The organism is Oxalobacteraceae bacterium OTU3CINTB1, assembly GCA_024123955.1.
In the GTDB taxonomy this organism is placed as follows: domain Bacteria; phylum Pseudomonadota; class Gammaproteobacteria; order Burkholderiales; family Burkholderiaceae_D; genus Rugamonas.
Genome location: CP099652.1, coordinates 1,625,475 through 1,644,474, shown reverse-complemented (window position 1 = coordinate 1,644,474; position 19,000 = coordinate 1,625,475). Strand labels below are relative to the sequence as shown.

The 19,000-nt window shown below is 64.9% G+C and carries 17 protein-coding genes; 12 read left to right on the top strand and 5 right to left on the bottom strand.

Annotated features, from left to right (window positions below):
- Positions 1 to 22: 22 nt before the first annotated feature.
- Positions 23 to 454 carry an apolipophorin gene (locus tag NHH73_07120; GenBank protein USX28045.1) on the bottom strand — a complete coding sequence of 144 codons (432 nt, stop codon included), beginning with the start codon at positions 452 to 454 and terminating at the stop codon, positions 23 to 25.
- Between the two features lie 93 nt (positions 455 to 547).
- A complete protein-coding gene (locus NHH73_07115) occupies positions 548 to 994 on the bottom strand; it encodes a hypothetical protein (GenBank protein USX28044.1) in 447 nt (148 codons plus the stop codon).
- Between the two features lie 178 nt (positions 995 to 1,172).
- Here NHH73_07115 and NHH73_07110 point away from each other — a divergent pair, with 178 nt between their 5' ends.
- The gene (locus tag NHH73_07110) at positions 1,173 to 2,222 is read left to right on the top strand and encodes a hypothetical protein (GenBank protein ID USX28043.1); all 1,050 of its coding nucleotides are present in this window, start codon (positions 1,173 to 1,175) and stop codon (positions 2,220 to 2,222) included.
- 104 nt (positions 2,223 to 2,326) lie between these two features.
- Here the strand turns inward: NHH73_07110 and NHH73_07105 are convergent, their stop codons facing one another.
- Positions 2,327 to 3,256 carry a LysR family transcriptional regulator gene (locus tag NHH73_07105; GenBank protein ID USX28042.1) on the bottom strand — a complete coding sequence of 310 codons (930 nt, stop codon included), beginning with the start codon at positions 3,254 to 3,256 and terminating at the stop codon, positions 2,327 to 2,329.
- Positions 3,257 to 3,363: 107 nt separating this feature from the next.
- On the opposite strand from NHH73_07105, the gene NHH73_07100 reads away from it, so the two are divergent.
- Both NHH73_07100 and NHH73_07095 read left to right on the top strand, forming a co-directional pair.
- Complete coding sequence (locus NHH73_07100; protein USX28041.1) at positions 3,364 to 4,200, top strand: phytanoyl-CoA dioxygenase family protein; 837 nt, start codon at positions 3,364 to 3,366, stop codon at positions 4,198 to 4,200.
- A complete protein-coding gene (locus NHH73_07095; GenBank protein ID USX28040.1) occupies positions 4,197 to 5,015 on the top strand; it encodes a sugar phosphate isomerase/epimerase in 819 nt (272 codons plus the stop codon). Before NHH73_07100 ends, NHH73_07095 begins: the two co-directional genes overlap by 4 nt.
- 135 nt (positions 5,016 to 5,150) lie before the next feature.
- Here NHH73_07095 and NHH73_07090 read toward each other — a convergent pair whose 3' ends face one another.
- Positions 5,151 to 7,013, bottom strand: coding sequence for a CHASE domain-containing protein (locus tag NHH73_07090; GenBank protein ID USX28039.1), 1,863 nt, complete (start codon positions 7,011 to 7,013; stop codon positions 5,151 to 5,153).
- A gap of 54 nt (positions 7,014 to 7,067) precedes the next feature.
- Positions 7,068 to 8,195 (bottom strand): response regulator, encoded by a 1,128-nt coding sequence (locus NHH73_07085; GenBank protein USX28038.1) that lies wholly within the window; start codon positions 8,193 to 8,195, stop codon positions 7,068 to 7,070.
- Positions 8,196 to 8,378: 183 nt separating this feature from the next.
- Between NHH73_07085 and NHH73_07080 the strand changes: the two genes are divergently transcribed.
- The 9 genes from NHH73_07080 (at position 8,379) to NHH73_07040 (ending at position 18,998) form a co-directional block, all read left to right on the top strand.
- Positions 8,379 to 8,849 (top strand): MarR family transcriptional regulator, encoded by a 471-nt coding sequence (locus NHH73_07080; GenBank protein USX28037.1) that lies wholly within the window; start codon positions 8,379 to 8,381, stop codon positions 8,847 to 8,849.
- A 4-nt stretch (positions 8,850 to 8,853) separates the two neighbouring features.
- Entirely contained in the window at positions 8,854 to 9,618 is a 765-nt protein-coding gene (locus NHH73_07075) for a 2OG-Fe dioxygenase family protein (protein USX28036.1), read from the top strand.
- A 48-nt stretch (positions 9,619 to 9,666) separates the two neighbouring features.
- Positions 9,667 to 11,019, top strand: a complete 1,353-nt coding sequence (locus NHH73_07070) for a response regulator (protein USX28035.1) — start codon at positions 9,667 to 9,669, stop codon at positions 11,017 to 11,019.
- A 285-nt stretch (positions 11,020 to 11,304) separates the two neighbouring features.
- Complete coding sequence (locus NHH73_07065; protein ID USX28034.1) at positions 11,305 to 12,024, top strand: CerR family C-terminal domain-containing protein; 720 nt, start codon at positions 11,305 to 11,307, stop codon at positions 12,022 to 12,024.
- Positions 12,021 to 13,508: an efflux transporter outer membrane subunit gene (locus tag NHH73_07060; protein ID USX28033.1), complete on the top strand. Its 1,488-nt coding sequence runs from the start codon at positions 12,021 to 12,023 to the stop codon at positions 13,506 to 13,508. The genes NHH73_07065 and NHH73_07060 overlap by 4 nt, the downstream gene beginning before the upstream one ends.
- Positions 13,509 to 13,529: 21 nt before the next feature.
- Entirely contained in the window at positions 13,530 to 14,717 is a 1,188-nt protein-coding gene (locus tag NHH73_07055; protein USX28032.1) for an efflux RND transporter periplasmic adaptor subunit, read from the top strand.
- Between the two features lie 9 nt (positions 14,718 to 14,726).
- On the top strand, positions 14,727 to 17,855 hold the full coding sequence (locus NHH73_07050) for an efflux RND transporter permease subunit (GenBank protein USX28031.1): 3,129 nt from the start codon (positions 14,727 to 14,729) through the stop codon (positions 17,853 to 17,855).
- Positions 17,856 to 17,875: 20 nt separating this feature from the next.
- Entirely contained in the window at positions 17,876 to 18,334 is a 459-nt protein-coding gene (locus NHH73_07045) for a GyrI-like domain-containing protein (GenBank protein USX28030.1), read from the top strand.
- A 271-nt stretch (positions 18,335 to 18,605) separates the two neighbouring features.
- Positions 18,606 to 18,998, top strand: a complete 393-nt coding sequence (locus NHH73_07040; GenBank protein USX28029.1) for a hypothetical protein — start codon at positions 18,606 to 18,608, stop codon at positions 18,996 to 18,998.
- Positions 18,999 to 19,000: the final 2 nt, after the last annotated feature.

Sequence of the window (19,000 nt, the reverse complement as noted above, 5' to 3'; positions counted from 1 at the left end):
GCCGTTGGTTATTTGCCGGCCATTACTTCGCCGGCGTACTGCCCGCTTCGCGCTCGCGCGCCTTTTCCTGCATCTTCTCGCCCGCCTGTTCCAGCTTGCGGCCGGCCGCATCGGTGGCCTCGTTGAACTTTTGCCCGGCGGTCGTGGCGGCACTGTCGATCTTCTGCCCCGCCGTCTCGCCGGCGCGGTCCAGTTTTTCCCCGGCGGTCTCGGCGGCCCGGTCGATCTTCTGGCCGGTGTCCCTGGCCGCTTCGCTCATCTGCTGGCCGGCGTTCTCGCGCACCTGGCTCAGCTCGCTGCCAGCCTTGGCGGTGGCCTGGTCGACCTTGCGGCCGGCGCGCTCGGCCGGACCGGCCTCGCTCGGATCGTCCTTTTGGCAACCGCTAAGTAATGCCGCAACCGCCAGCAGCAAGGCGCCGGCGCCGCGAATGGTCGTGCTTGTATTAACAGCCATGATAGTCTCCCTCAAGAATTACATATTGTCATTAACATACAACATCCGGCGCCGATGCAGCGCACGGGACATCATGACAGGGAGACTGCGGGATCAGTCGATTTTCTTGGGAGGGGGCGGCGGGGTGAAGACGATGTTTTCAGACGTCGGCGCGGTGTCGCCGGCTTCCGATGTTTCGAGCCAGTTCAACAACTTTTCCATGCGCCGGATCAGGATCCCCTTGCTGCTGATGTAGCCGACCTGCTCGAAGTTTTCCGGCTTGCTGACCATTTTAGAGACCGTCGGCAGGTTGTCGGCCAGACGCTCGAAGGCCTTGCGCGCCTTCTGCTCCCACTTGACCAGATTGGGCTCGTTGAAGCGGTTGCTCTCGTAATAGATGGTTAACGTCCGGTCATGATTGCCGAAACCGACAATGGCCGAACCCTTGCGCACCGTCTCCAGCACGTCTTCCTTGATGCTGGCCGTCGGCACGAACAACGCGGCGCGTCCGTTCGCGTCCGGGCGCTCCAGCGGCAAATCCTGTCCCATTATTACCGTCATATGCATCCTGTTGTTATGCCAAGGAGTTGCTGCTAGGCTATATTCCTGATTCTATATCGCTCCCTTGGTCATTACAAGGAGAATGCGCTGCGGCGTGGCGGCGACGCGAATGCCCATATGAAAGCGTTATAATCCCACCTTTAATGCGGCATTCCCCACGGCAGACCCTGTTTCCTTAATGACTACTCCCCGCTTCGGCGACATTCCCGACCACGCGGTCGACACGGCCGAGCGCAATGTGCGCGACACCCTGGCGCTGGCCATCGAACACGCCGCGCCGCGCGGCGCGCTGATCGTCTACGACACCCGCACCGACCTCAACCGGGCGCTGACCGAGGCCTACCGGCGCGTGGTGCCGGACGCGCGCTTCGTCGACTTCGACACCGTCTCGCCGGACGACGTGCTGGCCGCCTTCGCCGGCATGGCGGCGGGCGACCTGGTGGTACTGATCCAGTCGACCAGCTTCCGGCTCGAGGCCTTCCGCATCCGCATCGAGCTGTTCAAGCGGGGACTGAAGGTGATCGAGCATGTGCACCTGTCGCGCATGCCGGGTGAGCAGGGGCTGCACTACATCGATTCGCTGGCTTACGACCCGGCCTACTATCGCGGCGTCGGCCACGCGCTCAAGGCCCGCATCGACGCCGCGCAACACGGCGTGGTCGACAGCGGCGACGGCGAGCGGCTGGTCTTCGGCTCGCCGTTCGAATCGGCCAAACTGAATATCGGCGACTACAGCAGCATGAACAACGTCGGCGGCCAGTTCCCGCTGGGCGAGGTGTTCACCGAGGCGCGCGACCTGGAGGCGGTCAACGGGCGGGTACGCATCTTCGTCTTCGGCGACACCGCCTTCCTGGTCAACAAGCCGGCCACGCCGGTGACGTTGATCGTTGAAAAGGGCCGCGTGGTGGGCGCCGAAAACGCCACGCCGGAATTCGACAACATGCTCGCCATCATCCGCGCGCACGAGAGCGAGGTGTGGCTGCGCGAGCTGGGGTTCGGCATGAACCGGGCGTTTTCGCGCGATTGCATGGTCGACGACATCGGCACCTTCGAGCGCATGTGCGGCATTCATTTGTCGCTGGGCGCCAAGCATGGCGTGTACGCCAAGCCGCAGTTCAAGCGCAAGGAGGCGCGCTATCACGTCGACGTGTTCGCGGTGACCGAGGCGGTGTATCTGGACGACGAGCAGGTCTACCGCGACGGCGCGTGGCAGGTTAAGGTGGCTTAAAAACCATCTAAAACACGTAGGGCGGATTAGGCGGAACGCCGTAATCCGCCATCTGTGAGCCGCCGAGACGCACGCATAGGCGGATTACGCTACGCTAATCCGCCCTACGTGGATCCGTGGTCCTTCAACTTGTTGTCCCAAGGCGGCACCGGCTGATACTCGGCCACCAGATAATCGATCAACGCCCGCACCTTCGGCGACGGCTGGCGGCTGGCCGGATACAGCGCGCTCAGATAATTGAGCGGCAGCTCCCAGTCGGCCAGCACCGGCACCAGCGTGCCCTCCCTCAGCGCGCGCCAAGCCAAAAACGTCGTGTTGTAGACAATACCGAGCCCCTGCTGCGCGGCCTGCTGCAGCACCAATCCATTATTCGCCGTGAACGCTGCCTGCACGCGCACCGTGCGCCGCTCCTCCCCTTTGCTGAAGTGCCACGCCGTGCCGTCGGTCAGATGGCTGAAGTGCAGGCAGCGGTGGTCGTGCAAATCCTCCGGCGTACGCGGCACGCCATGCCGCGCCAGGTACTCCGGCGAGGCGCACAACACGCCCCGGCACGGCGCCAGGGGCCGCATCGCCAGCGCATGCACGTCCGGAATGCCGCCCACCCGTATCGTCAGGTCGAAGCCATGCTCGATCGGATCGAGCAGCGCGTCGTCCAGGTACAGCATCGGCGACAGCTGCGGGTGCAGCAGGTTGAAACGCGCCACCGCGCCGGCCAGCCATTCGCTGCCAAAGCTGGACGGCGCCTGTATCCGCAGCGGCCCGGCGAGCTCCGCGCCCGCGTGGGCGACCACGCGCGCCGCCTCGCGCGCCTGTTCCACCGTCGCCATGCACGGCGCCAGGTAGGCCTGGCCGGCGTCGGTCAGGCTCACCTCACGCGTCGAACGGTGCAGCAGGCGCGCCTGCAACCGATCCTCCAGCTGCAGGATATGCTTGCTCACCATCGCACGCGTCAGCCCCAGACGGCGGCCCGCCTCGCTGAAGCTGCGCAGCCGTGCCACCTCGACGAATATCTCCATTGCGCGTAACTGATCCATGCCCGATTGTCTCCACTTTGACGACAATGTGTCAACCTTTTGCGGATTGTCCGGCCGCGCGCCGCGCCGTACAATGTTCGATCCTCACTATCACTCCGGAGCCGGGCATGCTGACAGACGCGCAAAAACAACAATATCAACGCGATGGCTACATCGTGCTGCCGGACTTTAAAAGCGCCGCCGAGATCGCCGGGCTGCGCGCGCGCGCCGCGCAGATTGTCAACGAATTCGACCCGAAAGGCGCCGGCATCTTCAGCACCGTCGAACAGGAAAAGACCACCGACGACTACTTCCTGCGCTCCGACAACACGATACGCTGCTTCTTCGAAGAGGAAGCCTTCGGCCCGGACGGCGAGCTGAAACAGGACAAGTCGCTGTCGATCAACAAGATCGGCCACGCGATGCACGATCTCGATCCGGTGTTCCGCAGCTTCTCGGCCGACGCCCGCCTGGTCGCCGTCGCCCGCGACTTGGGCCTGAACGACGCCCAGGTGTGGCAGTCGATGTACATCTTCAAGCAGCCCGGCATCGGCGGCGAGGTGCGCTGGCACCAGGACGCCACCTACTTCGACACCGATCCGGTGAGCGTGACCACGTTCTGGTTCGCGCTGGAAGACGCGACCCTGGAGAACGGCTGCATGTGGGCCGAACCGGGCGGCCATCGCGGCCCGATGCGCGAACGCTTCCTGCGCACCGGCGACCACGTACGCATGGAAAAACTGAGCGACATGCCATGGCCGGACGACAGCACCGCCGTGCCGCTCGAATGCAAGGCCGGCAGCCTGGTATGCTTCCACGGCCTGCTGCCGCACTACAGCGCGCCGAACCGCTCGGCGTTCTCGCGCCACGCCTACACGCTGCACGTCACCGACGCCGCCACCGAATACTCGCCGCTGAACTGGATCCAGCGCGACGCCAGCTTCCCGGTGCGGGGTTTCCTTTGATCGTACAAATCTTCGCCGCCCACTGGGGCAACAACGAGCTGGCGCCGCAGGTGTTCGTCGACCGCGTCAAGGCGGCCGGCTTCGACGGCATCGAAATGTCGCTGCCGCTGGACGCCGCCGCGCGAGAAGACTGGACCGGCCGCATCGCCGCCGCCGGGCTGGGACTGATCGCCTCGCAGTGGGAGACGGCGCTGGTGCCGGACTTCGACGCCCACCGCGACGCGCTGGACGAGTTGTTGAACAATGCCTGCGCCGCCAAGCCGCTGCACGTGAACTCGCAGACCGGCAAGGACTACTTCACGCCGGAGCAGAACGGCGCGCTGCTGGAACTGGCGCAGGCCATCTCGCGCCGCCACGGCGTGCCGATTTACCACGAGATCCACCGCAGCCGTTTCAGCGCGCATCCGATGCTGTTGCTGCCGTATCTGGAGCGGATGCCGGAACTGCGATTGACGGCCGATCTGTCGCACTGGTGCTGCGCCTGCGAATCGCTGCTCGACGACCAGCCGCAAACCCTGGCCGCGACCTTGCCGCATGTGCGCCACATCCACGCGCGGGTCGGCCATCCGCAAGGGCCGCAGGTGGCGGACTTCCGCGCGCCGGAATCGCAGGCGGCGCTGGCGGCGCATCTGTCGTGGTGGGACGAGGTGGTGCGCCTGCGCCGCGCGGCCGGCGCCGGGCGCATGACGTTGACGCCGGAATTCGGCCCGGTGCCGTACACGCAAACGCTGCCCTACACGCAAAAGGAAGTATCGAACGCGTGGGAGCTGAACGTGGCGATGCTGGCGCTGCTGCGCGAACGGTATTGCAATTGAGTAATCCGGGGTCAGGTCCACCATTTCTACACGACCCCGACTGTATCCGGGTTCCAAGTCGCTTAACGGATCAGCACGTGTAGAATTGGTGGACCTGACCCCGGAGTTATTGGAAATTGAGGAACCGCCGGCCTGTCACCGTGGCGGATCGACCGGCAACTCCAACGTCACGCAAGTCCCCTTCCCCGGCTCCGCCTCCACCCTGATCGTCCCCCGCAACACCCCGGTGACAATGTTATAAACGATATTCATCCCCAGTCCCGATCCGCCCTGCCCCAGTTTGGTGGTGAAGAACGGATCGAAGATCTTGTGCAGCGTGCCGGACGTCATGCCGACGCCGTCGTCGCGGAATTCCAGCGTCGCCGAGCCCTCGGCGCTGCGACGCGCCCTGATATGGATGGCGCCACAATCCCGCCCGTCGAAACCGTGCAGCAGCGCGTTGCCGATCAAGTTGCTCAGCACCTGGCCCAAACTGCCCGGATAGGAATCGAACTCCAGATCCTGCGGCACGTCGACAACGACCTCGCATGCGTGTCGCCGCAGCTGCGTGGCGTAAGTCGCCAGCGTGTCGCGCACCACCTCCTCCAGACGGAAGGTGCGCCGCTGGCCGCTGGCCTGGTCCACCGCCACCTGCTTGAACGACGTGATCAGATCGGCGGCACGCGTCAACGAGTGGTTCATGATGTCGCAGGCCTTGCGCGCCTCGGCCAGGTGCGCCTCCAGCGCCGAGCGTTTCAGGCCGCCGTCGGCCGCCAGGCGCCGTTCGAAATCGCGCACCATGTCGCTCAACGCGCTGGCCGTCAGCAGGCTGTTGCCGATCGGCGTATTCAGTTCGTGGGCGACGCCGGCCACCAGCGCGCCCAGCGCCGCCATCTTCTCGGCCGTCACCAGGTTGGTTTGCGCCTGCTTGAGCGTCTGCACCACCGACGCCAGGTCGCTGCGCGCCTGCTCGACGTTGCTCTTTTGCCGCTCCAGCTCCGCCAGACTGTGTTCCAGCCCGTGCTTGGTGTCGGTCAGGCGCCGCGCCGACACCAGCAGCGCCGCGATCAAGGCGCTGATGATGAATCCCGCCACGCCGATCAGCAGCACCGGCATCGACGAACTGCCGTAGCGCGAACCCTCGTGGCCGTGGAAGCGCATCAGCCAGCGGCGATGGCCGACCGGCAGCACCTTCACCGACGTTAAATCCAGCGGCAGCAATTTGGCCGGCTCGATGGCATCGACCTTGCCGTCGCTGTCGTACAACAGTTTGTCGCCCGAGGCGGGCGGCATGGCCTTGCCGCCGTATCCGCTGTCCTCGATCCGCACGTGCAGATGCTCGAGCAAGGGCGCGTCGATCACTTCGCGCATCAGGGTGTTGACGCGGAAGACGATGGCGACGAATCCCACCAGCGCCGCGTCGCGCTGCTCGGCTGTCTGGATCGGCATGCCGTTGCGGAAGACCGCCGCGCGCGCCACGAAAGCCGGCTCGCCGCTGTTGTCCTGCACCAGCGTGATGCGCTCGGTGGCGACGATGTCGCCGCTGTCGCGCGCCATCTCCAGCGACTTCAAATGCAGCGGCAGCGTCGCCAGATCGAGGCCGAAGGCATTCTCGTTGCCCTTGAGCGGCTCGGTGTATTCGATGATGTAGTGGACCGGGCGCCGGCTGGCCGGATGGACGTGGAACGCCGGATAGCCGCGCGGATCGACGCTGGTGTCGCCCCGCACCGACTCGGTGAACGCGGGCAGCCGCTGTTCCGGCACCACCCGCACGAACTGGATCGCCTGGAAGCCGGGGTAGCGCCGGTCCAGTTTGAGCTCGCGGATGAAGCGGTTGAAACCGGCGCGGTCGATGCGGTTGTCCAGCGCGTACATGCCTTTGATACTAAGCAGCATGTCGAAGTAGGTCTGCAGCCGCACCTCGGTGTCGCGCGTGACCTTGTCGGCGTCGCGCTGGAAGTTGGCCCGCACCTGCGCGCGCTGCTCGGTCGCCACCACGTAGCAAATGCCGATTGTCACGCATATGCCGATGGCGAAAGCCAGTAAGCCGCGCGAGCGCATGTCGGTCCCGGGTCAGGTCTCGACGAACGGCAGCGAGTCGCCGCCCTCGTCGCCCGGGCTGTCGCTATAGCGCTCGGCGATGGCCATGAATTCCTCCTCGGCCGTCAGCATCGCGTCCACCACGTCGGGATCGAAATGCTCGCCGCTGGCCTGGCGTATCATCTCCATCGCCGTCTCATGGGTGAAGGCGGGCTTGTAGACCCGCTTGGAAATAAGCGCGTCGTAGACGTCGGCCACCGCCATCAGCCGCGCCGACATCGGTATCGCCTCGCCGGCCAGGCCTTCCGGATAGCCGGAGCCGTCGTACTTCTCCTGGTGCGAATAGGTGATCTCGCGCGCGTAGCGCAGGAAGGTGTTGGTGTAGCCGAGGTGGTTTTCGACGTTGACGATGGCGTCGCGCCCGTACACCGTGTGCATTTTCATGACGGAGAATTCGGCCTCGGTCAGGCGGTCCGGCTTGAGCAGGATGGCGTCGGGGATCGACACCTTGCCGATGTCGTGCAGCGGCGCGGCCTTGTACAGCGATTTGATGTTGGCGTCGCTGAGTTCCTCGGAAAAGCGCTTGTGCCCCTGCAGCTGGCGCGCCAGCGCGACCACGTAGTGCTGCACGCGGCGCAGGTGGTTGGGGGTCTCGTATTCGCGCGTCTCGGCCAGCGACGCCAGCGCCCAGATCATCGCGTCGAGCATCTGGCTCAGCTCCAGCGTGACTTCCTCGACCACGTGTTCGAGCAGGTTGCGCTGCTGCTTAAGCAGCTCGCGCGAGTGGCGCAGCTGCAGGTGGGTGTCGACGCGCGCGCGCAACACGTCGCCGACCACCGGCTTGACGACGACGTCGGCGCCGCCCTCCATCAGGGCGCGCTCCTGGTCATCCTCGGACGCCGTCTGCAGGAAGATCACCGGAATGTCGGCGGTGTCGGGATTCGATTTGAGCTGCTGGCAGACGGTGTAGCCGTCGATGTCGGGCAGCGCCGTGTCCAGCACAACCAGATGCGGGCGCGGCACCTGCTGCATCACCGACAGCGCCGCCCGGCCGCTGTTGGCCAGCCGGATTTCGTACTGTTTCTGCAACAGGCTATGCATCTCGATCAGACTGTCCGAAGCCTCGTCAACGATCAATACGATGGCTTTTTTGACGTTCATGTACCGCTACTCCCCCGGTTTGGTCGTATACAACCGCTGTCGCTTGCTGGTCCGCGCAGCATCCGACTCAATCATAACTGAGTGGGGCCGAATAACTAGCCTAATCTCCAGCCTATTCTGCCCCCAACATTTTTTTACACGCAATCGCTTGCAATTGTATAGCGCACTACCCATAATGGAAGCATGAACACGAAAAAACACCCCGACGACACCACGGCAGCCGCCGTACCGCAGCTGGACGGGCAGCTGTGCTTTGCGCTCTATTCGACATCGCTGGCGATGAGTAAAATCTATCGCAAGCTGTTGCGCGGACTGGGCCTGACCTACTCGCAGTACCTCGTCATGATGGTGCTGTGGGAGAAAAACGAGCTGACCGTCTCGGAAGTGGGCGAACGCCTGTTCCTCGATTCGGCCACCTTGACGCCGCTGCTCAAGCGCATGGAGCAGGCCGAATTGCTGACCCGCACCCGCGCCGCCAGCGACGAGCGCCAAGTCATCATCACGCTCACGCCGCAGGGCGACGCGCTGCGCCACGAGGCCGCCAAGCTGCCGCCTTCGATCCTGCAAGCGACCAAGTGCACCCTGGACGAGGTGGTCGGCATGAAGCAGCAGCTCGACGCGTTGCGCGCCAGCCTGATGGCCTCGGCCGGCTGAGCGCATGACCACCTCCGCCCCGATTTTTACGCCGCCCGGCGACACCGTGGCGGCGCTGCGCGGCGCCGGCTACGCCTTGCTGGCGCCGGACGATGTGGCCGCGTTGGCCGGCGTGCCGATCGCCGAGCTCAATGCGCTCATTCCCGCCTGGGACGCGCTGGAGCTGGATAACTATCTGAAGGACGGCGGGCGCTATCGGCGCCGCCGCCATTCGTGCTTCGTGCAGGACGGCGCCCAACTGACGCAGACGGCGCACCGCGCCCACTGGCAGCCGCTCGAGTACAACGCCCTGCACGGCGGCATGAACCGCCTGTTCGAGCCGATGCTGCCGGAAACCGTGGCGCAGCCGGCCTGGAAAGCGCTGGTGGCGGCGATCGGCCAGGTATGCGCCGCCGCGCGCGGCGACGCCCACGTGGGCAAGCCGTGGTACGTGGAGGCACACCAGTTCCGCATCGACACCACCGACGGCATCGGCCGCCCGACCCCGGAAGGCGCGCACCGCGACGGCGTCGATTTCGTCGCCGTGATCCTGATCGCGCGCGCCGGCATCAAGGGCGGAGAGACTCGCATCTTTGAAGCCGATGGACCGAACGGTAAACGCTTCACGATGACCGCGCCGTGGACCATGCTGCTGCTCGACGACGCCACCGTGATCCACGAATCGACGCCGATCCAGCCGCTGTCCGGGCATGGCCACCGTGATACGCTGGTGCTGACCTGGCGCGCGGGCGGTTTCCAGGGACAGGAAAATCCCCTGCTTCAGGGCTAAATCCGATATAGTCACATCAGCTAAATACAGCAATCAGGAGGGTCGTCTGTGGACGCCAGCTACGAGATACAGCCCGACGAAATCGAAATTCTGATCGTCGAAGACAGCCCTACCCAGGCCGAAAGACTGCGCCGCCTGATCCAGTCGATGCGCTACAAGGCGCGCGTGGCCGGCAACGGCCGGCTGGCGCTGGAGGCGATCCGCGAACGCAAACCGCACTTGGTGCTGTCCGACATCGTGATGCCCGAAATGGACGGCTACACGCTGTGCCGCGCCATCAAGACCGATCCGGACCTGCGCGACATTCCGGTGATCCTGGTGACGTCGCTGATGGATCCGAAGGACATCATCCGCGGCATCGAATGCGGCTCCGATAACTTCATCCGCAAACCGTACGCGGAAGACTATCTGCTCAACCGCATCGGCCACATGCTGATGAACCAGAAGCTGCGCAAGAACCAGAACATGGAAGTCGGCATCGCCCTCTACCTGGGCGATCAAAAGCACTTCATCAACGCCGAACGCCAGCAAATCCTCGACCTGCTGATCTCCACCTACGAGCAGGCGGTCCAGGTCAACAGCGAACTGCAGGCGCGCGAGCGCCAGGTGATCGAACTGAATATGCGGCTGGCCCACCACGCCGGCGAGCTGGAAACCATCAACCGCGAGATCGCGCTGAAAAACCTCGAGCTGGCCGAGGCCAGCCGCATGAAGTCGGCCTTCATCGCCAACATGTCGCACGAGCTGCGCACGCCGCTCAACGCCATCATCGGCTTCACCGGCGCGCTGCTGATGAAGCTTCCCGGCCCGCTGACGGTGGAGCAGGACAAGCAGCTCAACACCATCCGCACCAGCGCGCGCCACCTGCTCTCGCTGATCAACGACATCCTCGACGTGGCCAAGATCGAAGCCGGCAAGGTGACACTGGAGCTGGAGACGGTGCAGTGCCAGGAGCTGGTCACCGACGTCGTCGACACCCTGCGTCCGCTGGCGCTGCAAAAAGGACTGGCGCTGGAGATCGACCTGGCGCCGGGGGCCTTGGTGCTGGAGACCGACCGTCGCGCGCTGACGCAGATCCTGCTCAACCTTGGCAATAACGCCATCAAGTTCACCGAAACGGGCACCGTCCGCGTGACGTTGGCGCTGCGCCCGGGCGAAGGCCAGAACCTCATCGAGTTCTCGGTGGCCGACAGCGGCGCCGGCATCCGCGAGGAAGACCAGAGCAAATTGTTCCAGGCGTTCTCGCAGCTCGATTCGACCTCGACCCGCCACGCGGAAGGCGCCGGACTGGGGCTGTACCTGTGCCAGAACCTCGCCAACCTGATCGGCGGCTCGCTGTTCTTCAAGAGCGATTTCGGCCACGGCAGCACGTTTACCCTGGCGTTGCCGCGTCGCGGCTAGCGCGGAACTGCTGAGTTATGCGGTGTGGCAACAAAAACACAGTATTTCTACCGTATTGCACCGCAACATAAATCGGGATATATTGGAACTGTCTCCTCCAACCGTTCGCTGAACATTGGAATTCAGCCCGCCACCTCACGGTCGCGGGCTTTTTTTTGCCCTTTTTTTGGTGTTTGCCGAAGAGTTGTCGATGCGCTAGCTCTGCTGCACTGCGATACCTCATCACTAAACTAAACAAACGATTTAGTTATATCATTTGTTTGAGTTATGTGATGTAATCGCGCCATGAACACTAAAGCCCCCTCCCCCACAGCCCCCATCACGGCCGCCGCCGCCAGCCAGCCAGCGGACGACGTCCGCAAGCCACGCTCCGATGGCGAGCAGTCGCGCGAGCGCCTGCTGGTCTCGGCGATGCGCCTGTTCGGCCAGCAGGGATTTTCCAAAACCTCGACGCGCGAAATCGCCCAGGCGGCCGGCACCAACGTCGCCGCCATCAGCTACTACTTCGGCGACAAGGCGGGGCTGTACCAGGCCTGCTTCAGCTTTATGTGCGCCGAGGCGGGAGGGAATGTGGCCGCGTTCGACCAGCCGCATTTCACCTTGCGCGAAGCGCTGGAAGGCTACTACGGCCAGATGATCGCCCCGCTGCTGAACAAGAAGCAGGAGGCGGACGTGATGTTGCGACTGTTCTTCCGCGAGATGCTCGAGCCCACCGGGCTATGGGCGATGGAAGTGGAAAACAACATCAAACCCGAGCACCTGGCGCTGGTCGGGGTGCTGTGCCGCCATCTGGGCCTGGCCGAGGCCACCGACGACGTCCACCGGCTGGCTTATTCGATTCCTGCCCTCTGCGTACAATTATTGATCTCCCAAGACGTCATCAATGCGATCACCCCGCACATGTTGTCCACGCCGGAGGCGATAACCGAGTGGGGCGAACGGCTGGTCGACTATGCCGAAGCGCTGTTCAACGCCGAAAAACTTAGATTCCAAAGGAAAGCATGAAGATTATCGTACGCGCGACGGCGGCATTGGCCGTCGCCACGGCGCTCAGCGCCTGCGCCCTGACGCCACCGGCGCCGCACGTCGACGCCCGGGCGCCACAGCAGTGGCAAGCGCCGCTGCCGTCGCAGTTGCACCAGCAGTTACCTCACAACGGCAACCAGGCCGACCTGGCCACCTGGTGGCGCCACCAGGGCGACACGCTGCTGGTGCAGCTGATCGAATCGGCGCAGGCGGTCAGCCCGACGGTGGCATCGGCCGCCTCGCGCATTGCGCAGTCGCGCGCCGACCGCGTGGCCGCCGGCGCCGCGCTGGTGCCGACGCTCGACGGCACGGGCAGCATCAGCCGCGCCAACCAGCAATCGTCGCTGCCGATGGGGACCACCTCGCAGGCGGCCTTGCAGACATCCTGGGAGATCGACGTTTTCGGCGCCAACCGCGCCACCCGCGACGCCGCGCAGGCGCGCCTCGACAGCGCGCACGCCGGCTGGCATGACGCCCGCGTCTCCGTCGCCGCCGAAGTGGCCAACCAATACTACGCGCTGCGCGCCTGCGAACAATTGCTGGCGGTCGCCAAACAGGATGCCGCCTCGCGCGCCGACACCGCGCGCCTGACGGAGCTCAGCGCGACCGCAGGCTTCGAATCGCCCGCCAATCTGGCGTTGGCGCGCGCCAGCGCGGCCGAAGGCAACAACCGCTATCTGACCCAGCGCGCCACCTGCGACATCAACGTCAAGGTGCTGGTGGCGCTCACGGCGCTGCCGGAGGCGGAATTGCGCCGGAAGTTGATCGACGGCGTGGCGGCGTCCGAAGCGGTGGCGCCGGCCATGGCCATGGCCATCAATGCGCTGCCGGCCAACACCTTGAACCAGCGCCCGGACGTGTTCACCGCCGAACGCGAAGTGACCGCCGCCAGCGCCGAAGTGGGCAACGCCCAGGCGCAGCGCTATCCGCGCCTGACCTTATCCGGTTCGGTCGGGATCGCCAACTTCCGCTCCGGCGGCGAGAACACCAAGACCGACACCTGGACCATCGGTCCGTTGTCGGTGTCGGTGCCGATCTTCGACGCCGGCCGGCGCCGCGCCAACGTCGACGCGGCCGGCGCGCGCTACGACTCCGCCGTCGCCAGCTACCGCTCCACCGTGCGCCAGGCCGTCAGCGAACTGGAACAGGCGCTGGTCAACCTGGACGGCACGGCCGCTCGCGCCACCGATGCCCAGACGGCGTTGGAGGGCTACCGCGTCAATTTCACCGCCGTCGAAGACCGCTACAAGAACGGCATGGCGAGCCTGTTCGAACTGGAGGACGCGCGCCGCACCCGCCTGGGCGCCGAGCAAACCGTCATCAACTTGCAGCGCGAACGCAGCGCCGCCTGGGTGTCGCTGTACCGCGCCGCCGGCGGCGGCTGGAGCGCGCCGGCCGGCGCCGCCCCGGCGGTCGCCACCGCGGTTGCCAACACCAATGCCAGCGGCACCAACGTCCAATAAAAACAACCTATTCGTTCAATCATGAAAACTCTGAAAACCAATCTGAAACCGCTCGCCATCGCCGTGCTGGCAGTCTTCGTCGTTGCCGGCGTCGGCATGGCCATGTACTCGCCGGCCACGCAGGCCGCCGATGAAAAGAAAGCCAACGCCCCCAAAGCCGCGCTGACCGTGACCACCACCAGGCCATCGACCGCCAGCGCGCCGATCAAGCTGGCCGCCAACGGCAACGTCGCCGCCTGGCAGGAAGCCAGCGTCAGCAGCGAATCGAACGGCTTGCGCCTGACCGAGGTGCGCGTCAACGTCGGCGACGTCGTCAAGGCCGGCGACGTGCTGGCCGTGTTCTCGGCGGAGACCATCAACGCCGACATCGCCCAGTCGAAAGCCGCGCTGCAGGAAGCCGAGGCCAACGCCGCCGACGCCGTGGCGAATGCCGCCCGCGCGCGCACCCTGCAAAACTCCGGCGCCCTGAGCGCCCAGCAAATCAGCCAGTACAACACCACCGAGCAAACCGCCAACGCCCGCATCGCCTCGGCCAAGGCGGCGCTGGCGAACCAGCAGCTGCGCCTCAAATACACCAGGGTGGTGGCGCCGGACAGCGGCATCATCTCCGCCCGGACCGCCAACGCCACCGTCGGTTCGGTGTCGGCGCCGGGCACGGAATTGTTCCGCATGATCCGCCAGGGCCGCCTGGAATGGCGCGCCGAAGTGGTGGCCGCCGACCTGCGCAGCCTCAAGCCGGGCACCCCGGCCATCGTGAAGGCTGCCAACGGCAGCGAAGTGACGGGCAAGGTGCGCATGATCGCGCCGACCGTCGACCTGCAAACCCGCTCGGCGCTGGTGTATGTGGACCTGCCGCTCAACGCCGGCGCCGGCGAGGCGCCGTTCAAGGCCGGCATGTTCGCCAGCGGACAGTTCGAGCTGGGTAAATCCGACGCGCTGACCGTGCCGCAGCAATCGATCGTGGTGCGCGACGGCTTCAGCTTCGTGTTCCGCCTGAACACGGACAGCAAGGTCAGTCAGATCAAGGTGCAACCGGGCCGCCGCCTGGGCGAGCGCATCGAGGTCAAGGGCGGCCTGACGGCCGACATGCAGGTGGTGCTGCGCGGCGCCGGCTTCCTCAACGACGGCGACCTGGTACACGTCGTCGCCGAGGGCGCGCCCGCGCGCGCCGCCGGCCCGGCGGCAGTTGTAGCGCCGACGGCCAAATAAGGATACGCGATGAATTTTTCCTCCCTATCGATCAAGAACCCGATCCCGGCGATCATGCTGTTCGTCCTGCTCACGTTGGCGGGGCTGATGGCCTACAAGGCCAATCCGGTGCAGGACTTCCCCGACATCGAACTGCCGATCGTCACCGTCACCGCCACCCTGGACGGCAGCGCCCCGGCGCAACTGGAAACCGAAGTGGCGCGCAAGATCGAAGACGCCGTCGCCACCTTGCAGGGCGTGAAGAACATCCACACCACGGTGCTGGACGGCGTCTCGACCACCACCATCGAATTCGTGCTGGAGAAGCAGATCTCCGACGCCGTCAACGACGTGCGCGACGCCGTGGCCCGCATCAAGGCCGATATGCCGGCCGAGCTGCGCGACCCCACCGTGACCAAGGCCTCCACCGCCGGCCGCGTGGTGCTGACCTTCACCGCCGCCGCGGCGCAAGTGCCCGGCGAGAAAATGGACCAGCAGGAGCTAAGCTGGTTCGTCGACAACGTCGTCGCCAAGCGCCTGCTGGCGGTGCCCGGCATCGGCTCTGTCAAGCGCGTGGGCGGCGTGTACCGCGAAATCCGCGTGGAGCTGGACGAGGGCCGCATGGCGGCGCTGCGCGTGTCGGCGCTGGACGTATCGCGCCAGCTGCGGCTGGTGCAGAAGGAAGCGCCGGGCGGACGCGGTGACGTCAGCGGCGCCGAGCAATCGGTGCGCACCATCGGCACCGTCAAGAGCGCGGCCGAACTGGCGGCCATCGACCTGCCGCTGCCGGACGGACGCCGCGTGCGGCTCGACCAGGTGGCCACCATCACCGACACCGTCTCCGAGCCGCGCGCCATCGCGCTGCAGGACGGCAAACAGGTGATCGGCTTCGAGATCTTCCGCAACAAGGGCGCCAGCGAACTGGCCGTCGCCAAGGGCGCGCGCGCGGCGGTCAAGGAGCTGGAGGCGAACAACCCGAAAGTGGTGCTGAAACAGGTCATCGACAACGCCCTGCCGGTGGAGGAAAACTTCGACGGCTCGATGGAGCTGCTGTACGAAGGCGCACTGCTGGCGGTGCTGGTGGTGTGGTGGTTCCTGCGCGACTGGCGCGCCACCCTGGTGGCCGCCGCCGCGCTGCCGCTGTCGGTGATGCCGGCCTTCCTGGGCATCTACCTGTTCGGCTACACGCTCAACACCGTCACCCTGCTGTCGCTGGCGCTGGTGGTCGGCGTGCTGGTCGACGACGCCATCGTCGAAATCGAAAACATCGCGCGCCACCTGCGCATGGGTAAAACTCCGATGGAGGCGGCGATGGAAGCGGCCGACGAAATCGGCATGGCGGTCATCGCCACCACCTTTGCGCTGGTGGCGGTGTTCCTGCCGACCGCCTTCATGAGCGGCGTCGCCGGCCTGTTCTTCAAGCAGTTCGGCTGGACCTCGGTGATCGCGGTGCTGGCGTCGCTGGTGGTGGCGCGTTTGCTGACGCCGATGATGGCCGCCTACCTGCTCAAGCCGATCGCGCATGCGGAGGAAAAAGACAGCTGGATGATGCTGCGCTACCTGCGCGTGATGCGCTGGTGCCTGAAGCATCGCGGCATCACGGCGCTGGCCGCCGCCGCGTTCTTCGTCGGCTCGATCTCGCTGGTGGGCCTGCTGCCGACCGGCTTCGTGCCGGCCGCCGACCGCGCGCAAACCCAGATCAACCTGGAACTGCCGCCCGGTTCGACCCTGGCGGAGACCAGCGTCATCGCCGAACGCGCACGCCAGGCCGCGATGGAAGTACACGGCGTCAAATCGGTGTTCAGCTCCATCGGCGGCGGCTCGAGCGGCGACGCCTTCGCGCCCGGCGCAGCGGCCGAGGCGCGCAGCGCCGTACTGACCATCACCACGGTCCACCGCACCGACCGCAAGGAATCGATGGCCGACATCGACGACCAGATTCGCAGCCGTCTCGACGCCATTCCGGGCGCCCGCTTCAAGGTCGGACCGCCGGACAACGGCGTCAAGCTGCAGCTGGTGCTGCGCAGCGACGATCCGGTCGTGCTGCAAGCGACGGCGCAAAAGGTCGAACGCGAAATGCGCACGCTGCAAGGCGTGGGCAACGTGCGGTCCAGCGCCTCGCTGGTGCGTCCGGAGATCATCGTCACGCCGGACTTCGCCAAGGCCGCCGACTTGGGCGTGACCGCCAACGCCATCGGCCAGACCGTGCGTGTGGCCACCGCCGGCGACTACGACACCGACCTGACCAAGATGAATCTGCCGGAGCGCCAGGTGCCGATCCGCGTCAAACTGCCGGACTCGGTGCGCGCCGACCTCGATGCCATCGGCCGCCTGACGGTGCCGGGCAAAAACGGTCCGGTGCTGCTGGCCACCGTCGCCACCATCACGATGGAAAGCGGTCCGGCGCAGATCAATCGCCTCAACCGCAGCCGCAACGTCACGTTCGAAGTGGAGCTGGGCCGGCGCGCGCTCGGCGAAGTCGATGCGGAAGCGCGCGCGCTGCCGTCGCTGAAAAACCTGCCGCCGTCAGTCAAGATCGCGGAACTGGGCGACACCCAGGAGATGGCCGCGCTGTTCGCCAGCTTCGGCCTGGCGATGCTGATCGGCGTGTTGTGCATCTACTGCGTGCTGGTCCTGCTGTTCAAGGACTTCATGCAGCCGGTGACGATTCTGGCGGCGCTGCCGCTGTCGATCGGCGGCGCCTTCGTCGCGCTGCTGATCACCCGCAGCGCGCTGTCGATGCCATCGATGATCGGCTTGATCATGCTGATGGGGATCGTTACGAAAAACTCAATCTTGTTGGTCGATTATGCTATTCTGGCGCGCCAGGAAGGCATGAACCGCTTCGACGCTTTGGTCGATGCATGCCACAAGCGTAGCCGCCCGATTCTGATGACCACCATCGCCATGGGCGCCGGCATGATGCCGCTGGCGCTGGGCTGGGGCGCCGACCCGAGCTTCCGTTCGCCGATGGCGATCACCGTGATTGGTGGCCTGATCACGTCGACGCTGTTGAGCCTGCTGGTAGTGCCGGCGGTGTTCACCTACATCGACGACTTCGAACATCTGCTCGGGCGTTTGGTGCGCAAACTGCGCCGCCACCCGGCGCCGGTTGACGAAAAGGACCAGCCGCTGCGCAAAGTCGCGGGCGGACATTAATCAAGCATCAGGAGACCAACATGGAATACGAGATCAAGGAATTACCGGCGGTGCGCGTCGCGTACCTGCGCTACAAGGGGCCGTTCGGCGCCGCCATCGGCGAGTTCTGGAAAGAGGTGTTCACGCCGTGGCAGAAAGCCTTCGGCCTGCACAACCGCGTGACGTACGGCGTGGCGCAGGACGACCCGGGCACCACGCCGCCAAGCGAATGCCGCTACGACGCGTGCGTCGGCGTGGCGGCCGATTATCCGATCGCCGAACCGGCCAAGGAAGCGACGCTGCCGGCCGGCCGCTATGCAATCGCGCAGTTCGAGGGCACGGCGGACCAGATGCCGGCGGCATGGGGAGAGTTCTTCGGGCGGATACAGTCAGAGGGCATCTTCGTCCCCGGCCTCTGCATGGAGCGCTATCCCGCCGATTATGCGATGAACCCCGAGACCGGCGTGTTCTCCGCCGAACTCTGCATTCCAGTCAAATAAGCCGCACGGCCCGTTTGATCGCCGACAACACGATGCAATGGCGATCCAAACGGGTTCGATGTACTATTGTTGGAGAAACGCTTCAGGCACGACGCTCACCCTTGGGAGAGACAAATTCCGTCTATCATCGTTTCGCAAATAACATGGGGCCAAAGCGCGGAACCATTGTCCATTGGCGGAATGACTCAGGCCATTATCAACCGCCTGCAGTAAGGGCGAGTTATGCTGGGCTGCCTCTTGGATTATTTGTTGAGTACTGAAGGGGGTTCGCATGAATAACCAAACTCAGATTGAAATCAAGCTCAAAGGATTGGCATCCGAAGATGCGGCAAGTTTCCTAATGGAGACTTTTCCGATCGAAGCTGCAAACTACAGTGACGCTTTCAAAGTCATCCCGCATCGGTCATGGAAAAAAACCGATCAATTGCGCTTGGCGCGCTTTTACTTGAAGAAGACTCCGTTCGCAAGCTCGAAACCATATGAAGTATTTGCTTCATTCATGTCCTTGTCCGCGTTGATTTCGGTGGTCAAGGAGGCGATATCGAACAAGCCAAATGATCGCCAATTCATTGCGTATCATGTCGCTCCTGTGCTCAAAAAGAGCATTAAGACCGAGAAGGATCGCGATCTTGTCGCGCGGTTCATCACGGAGTTGGAGTCCTAACC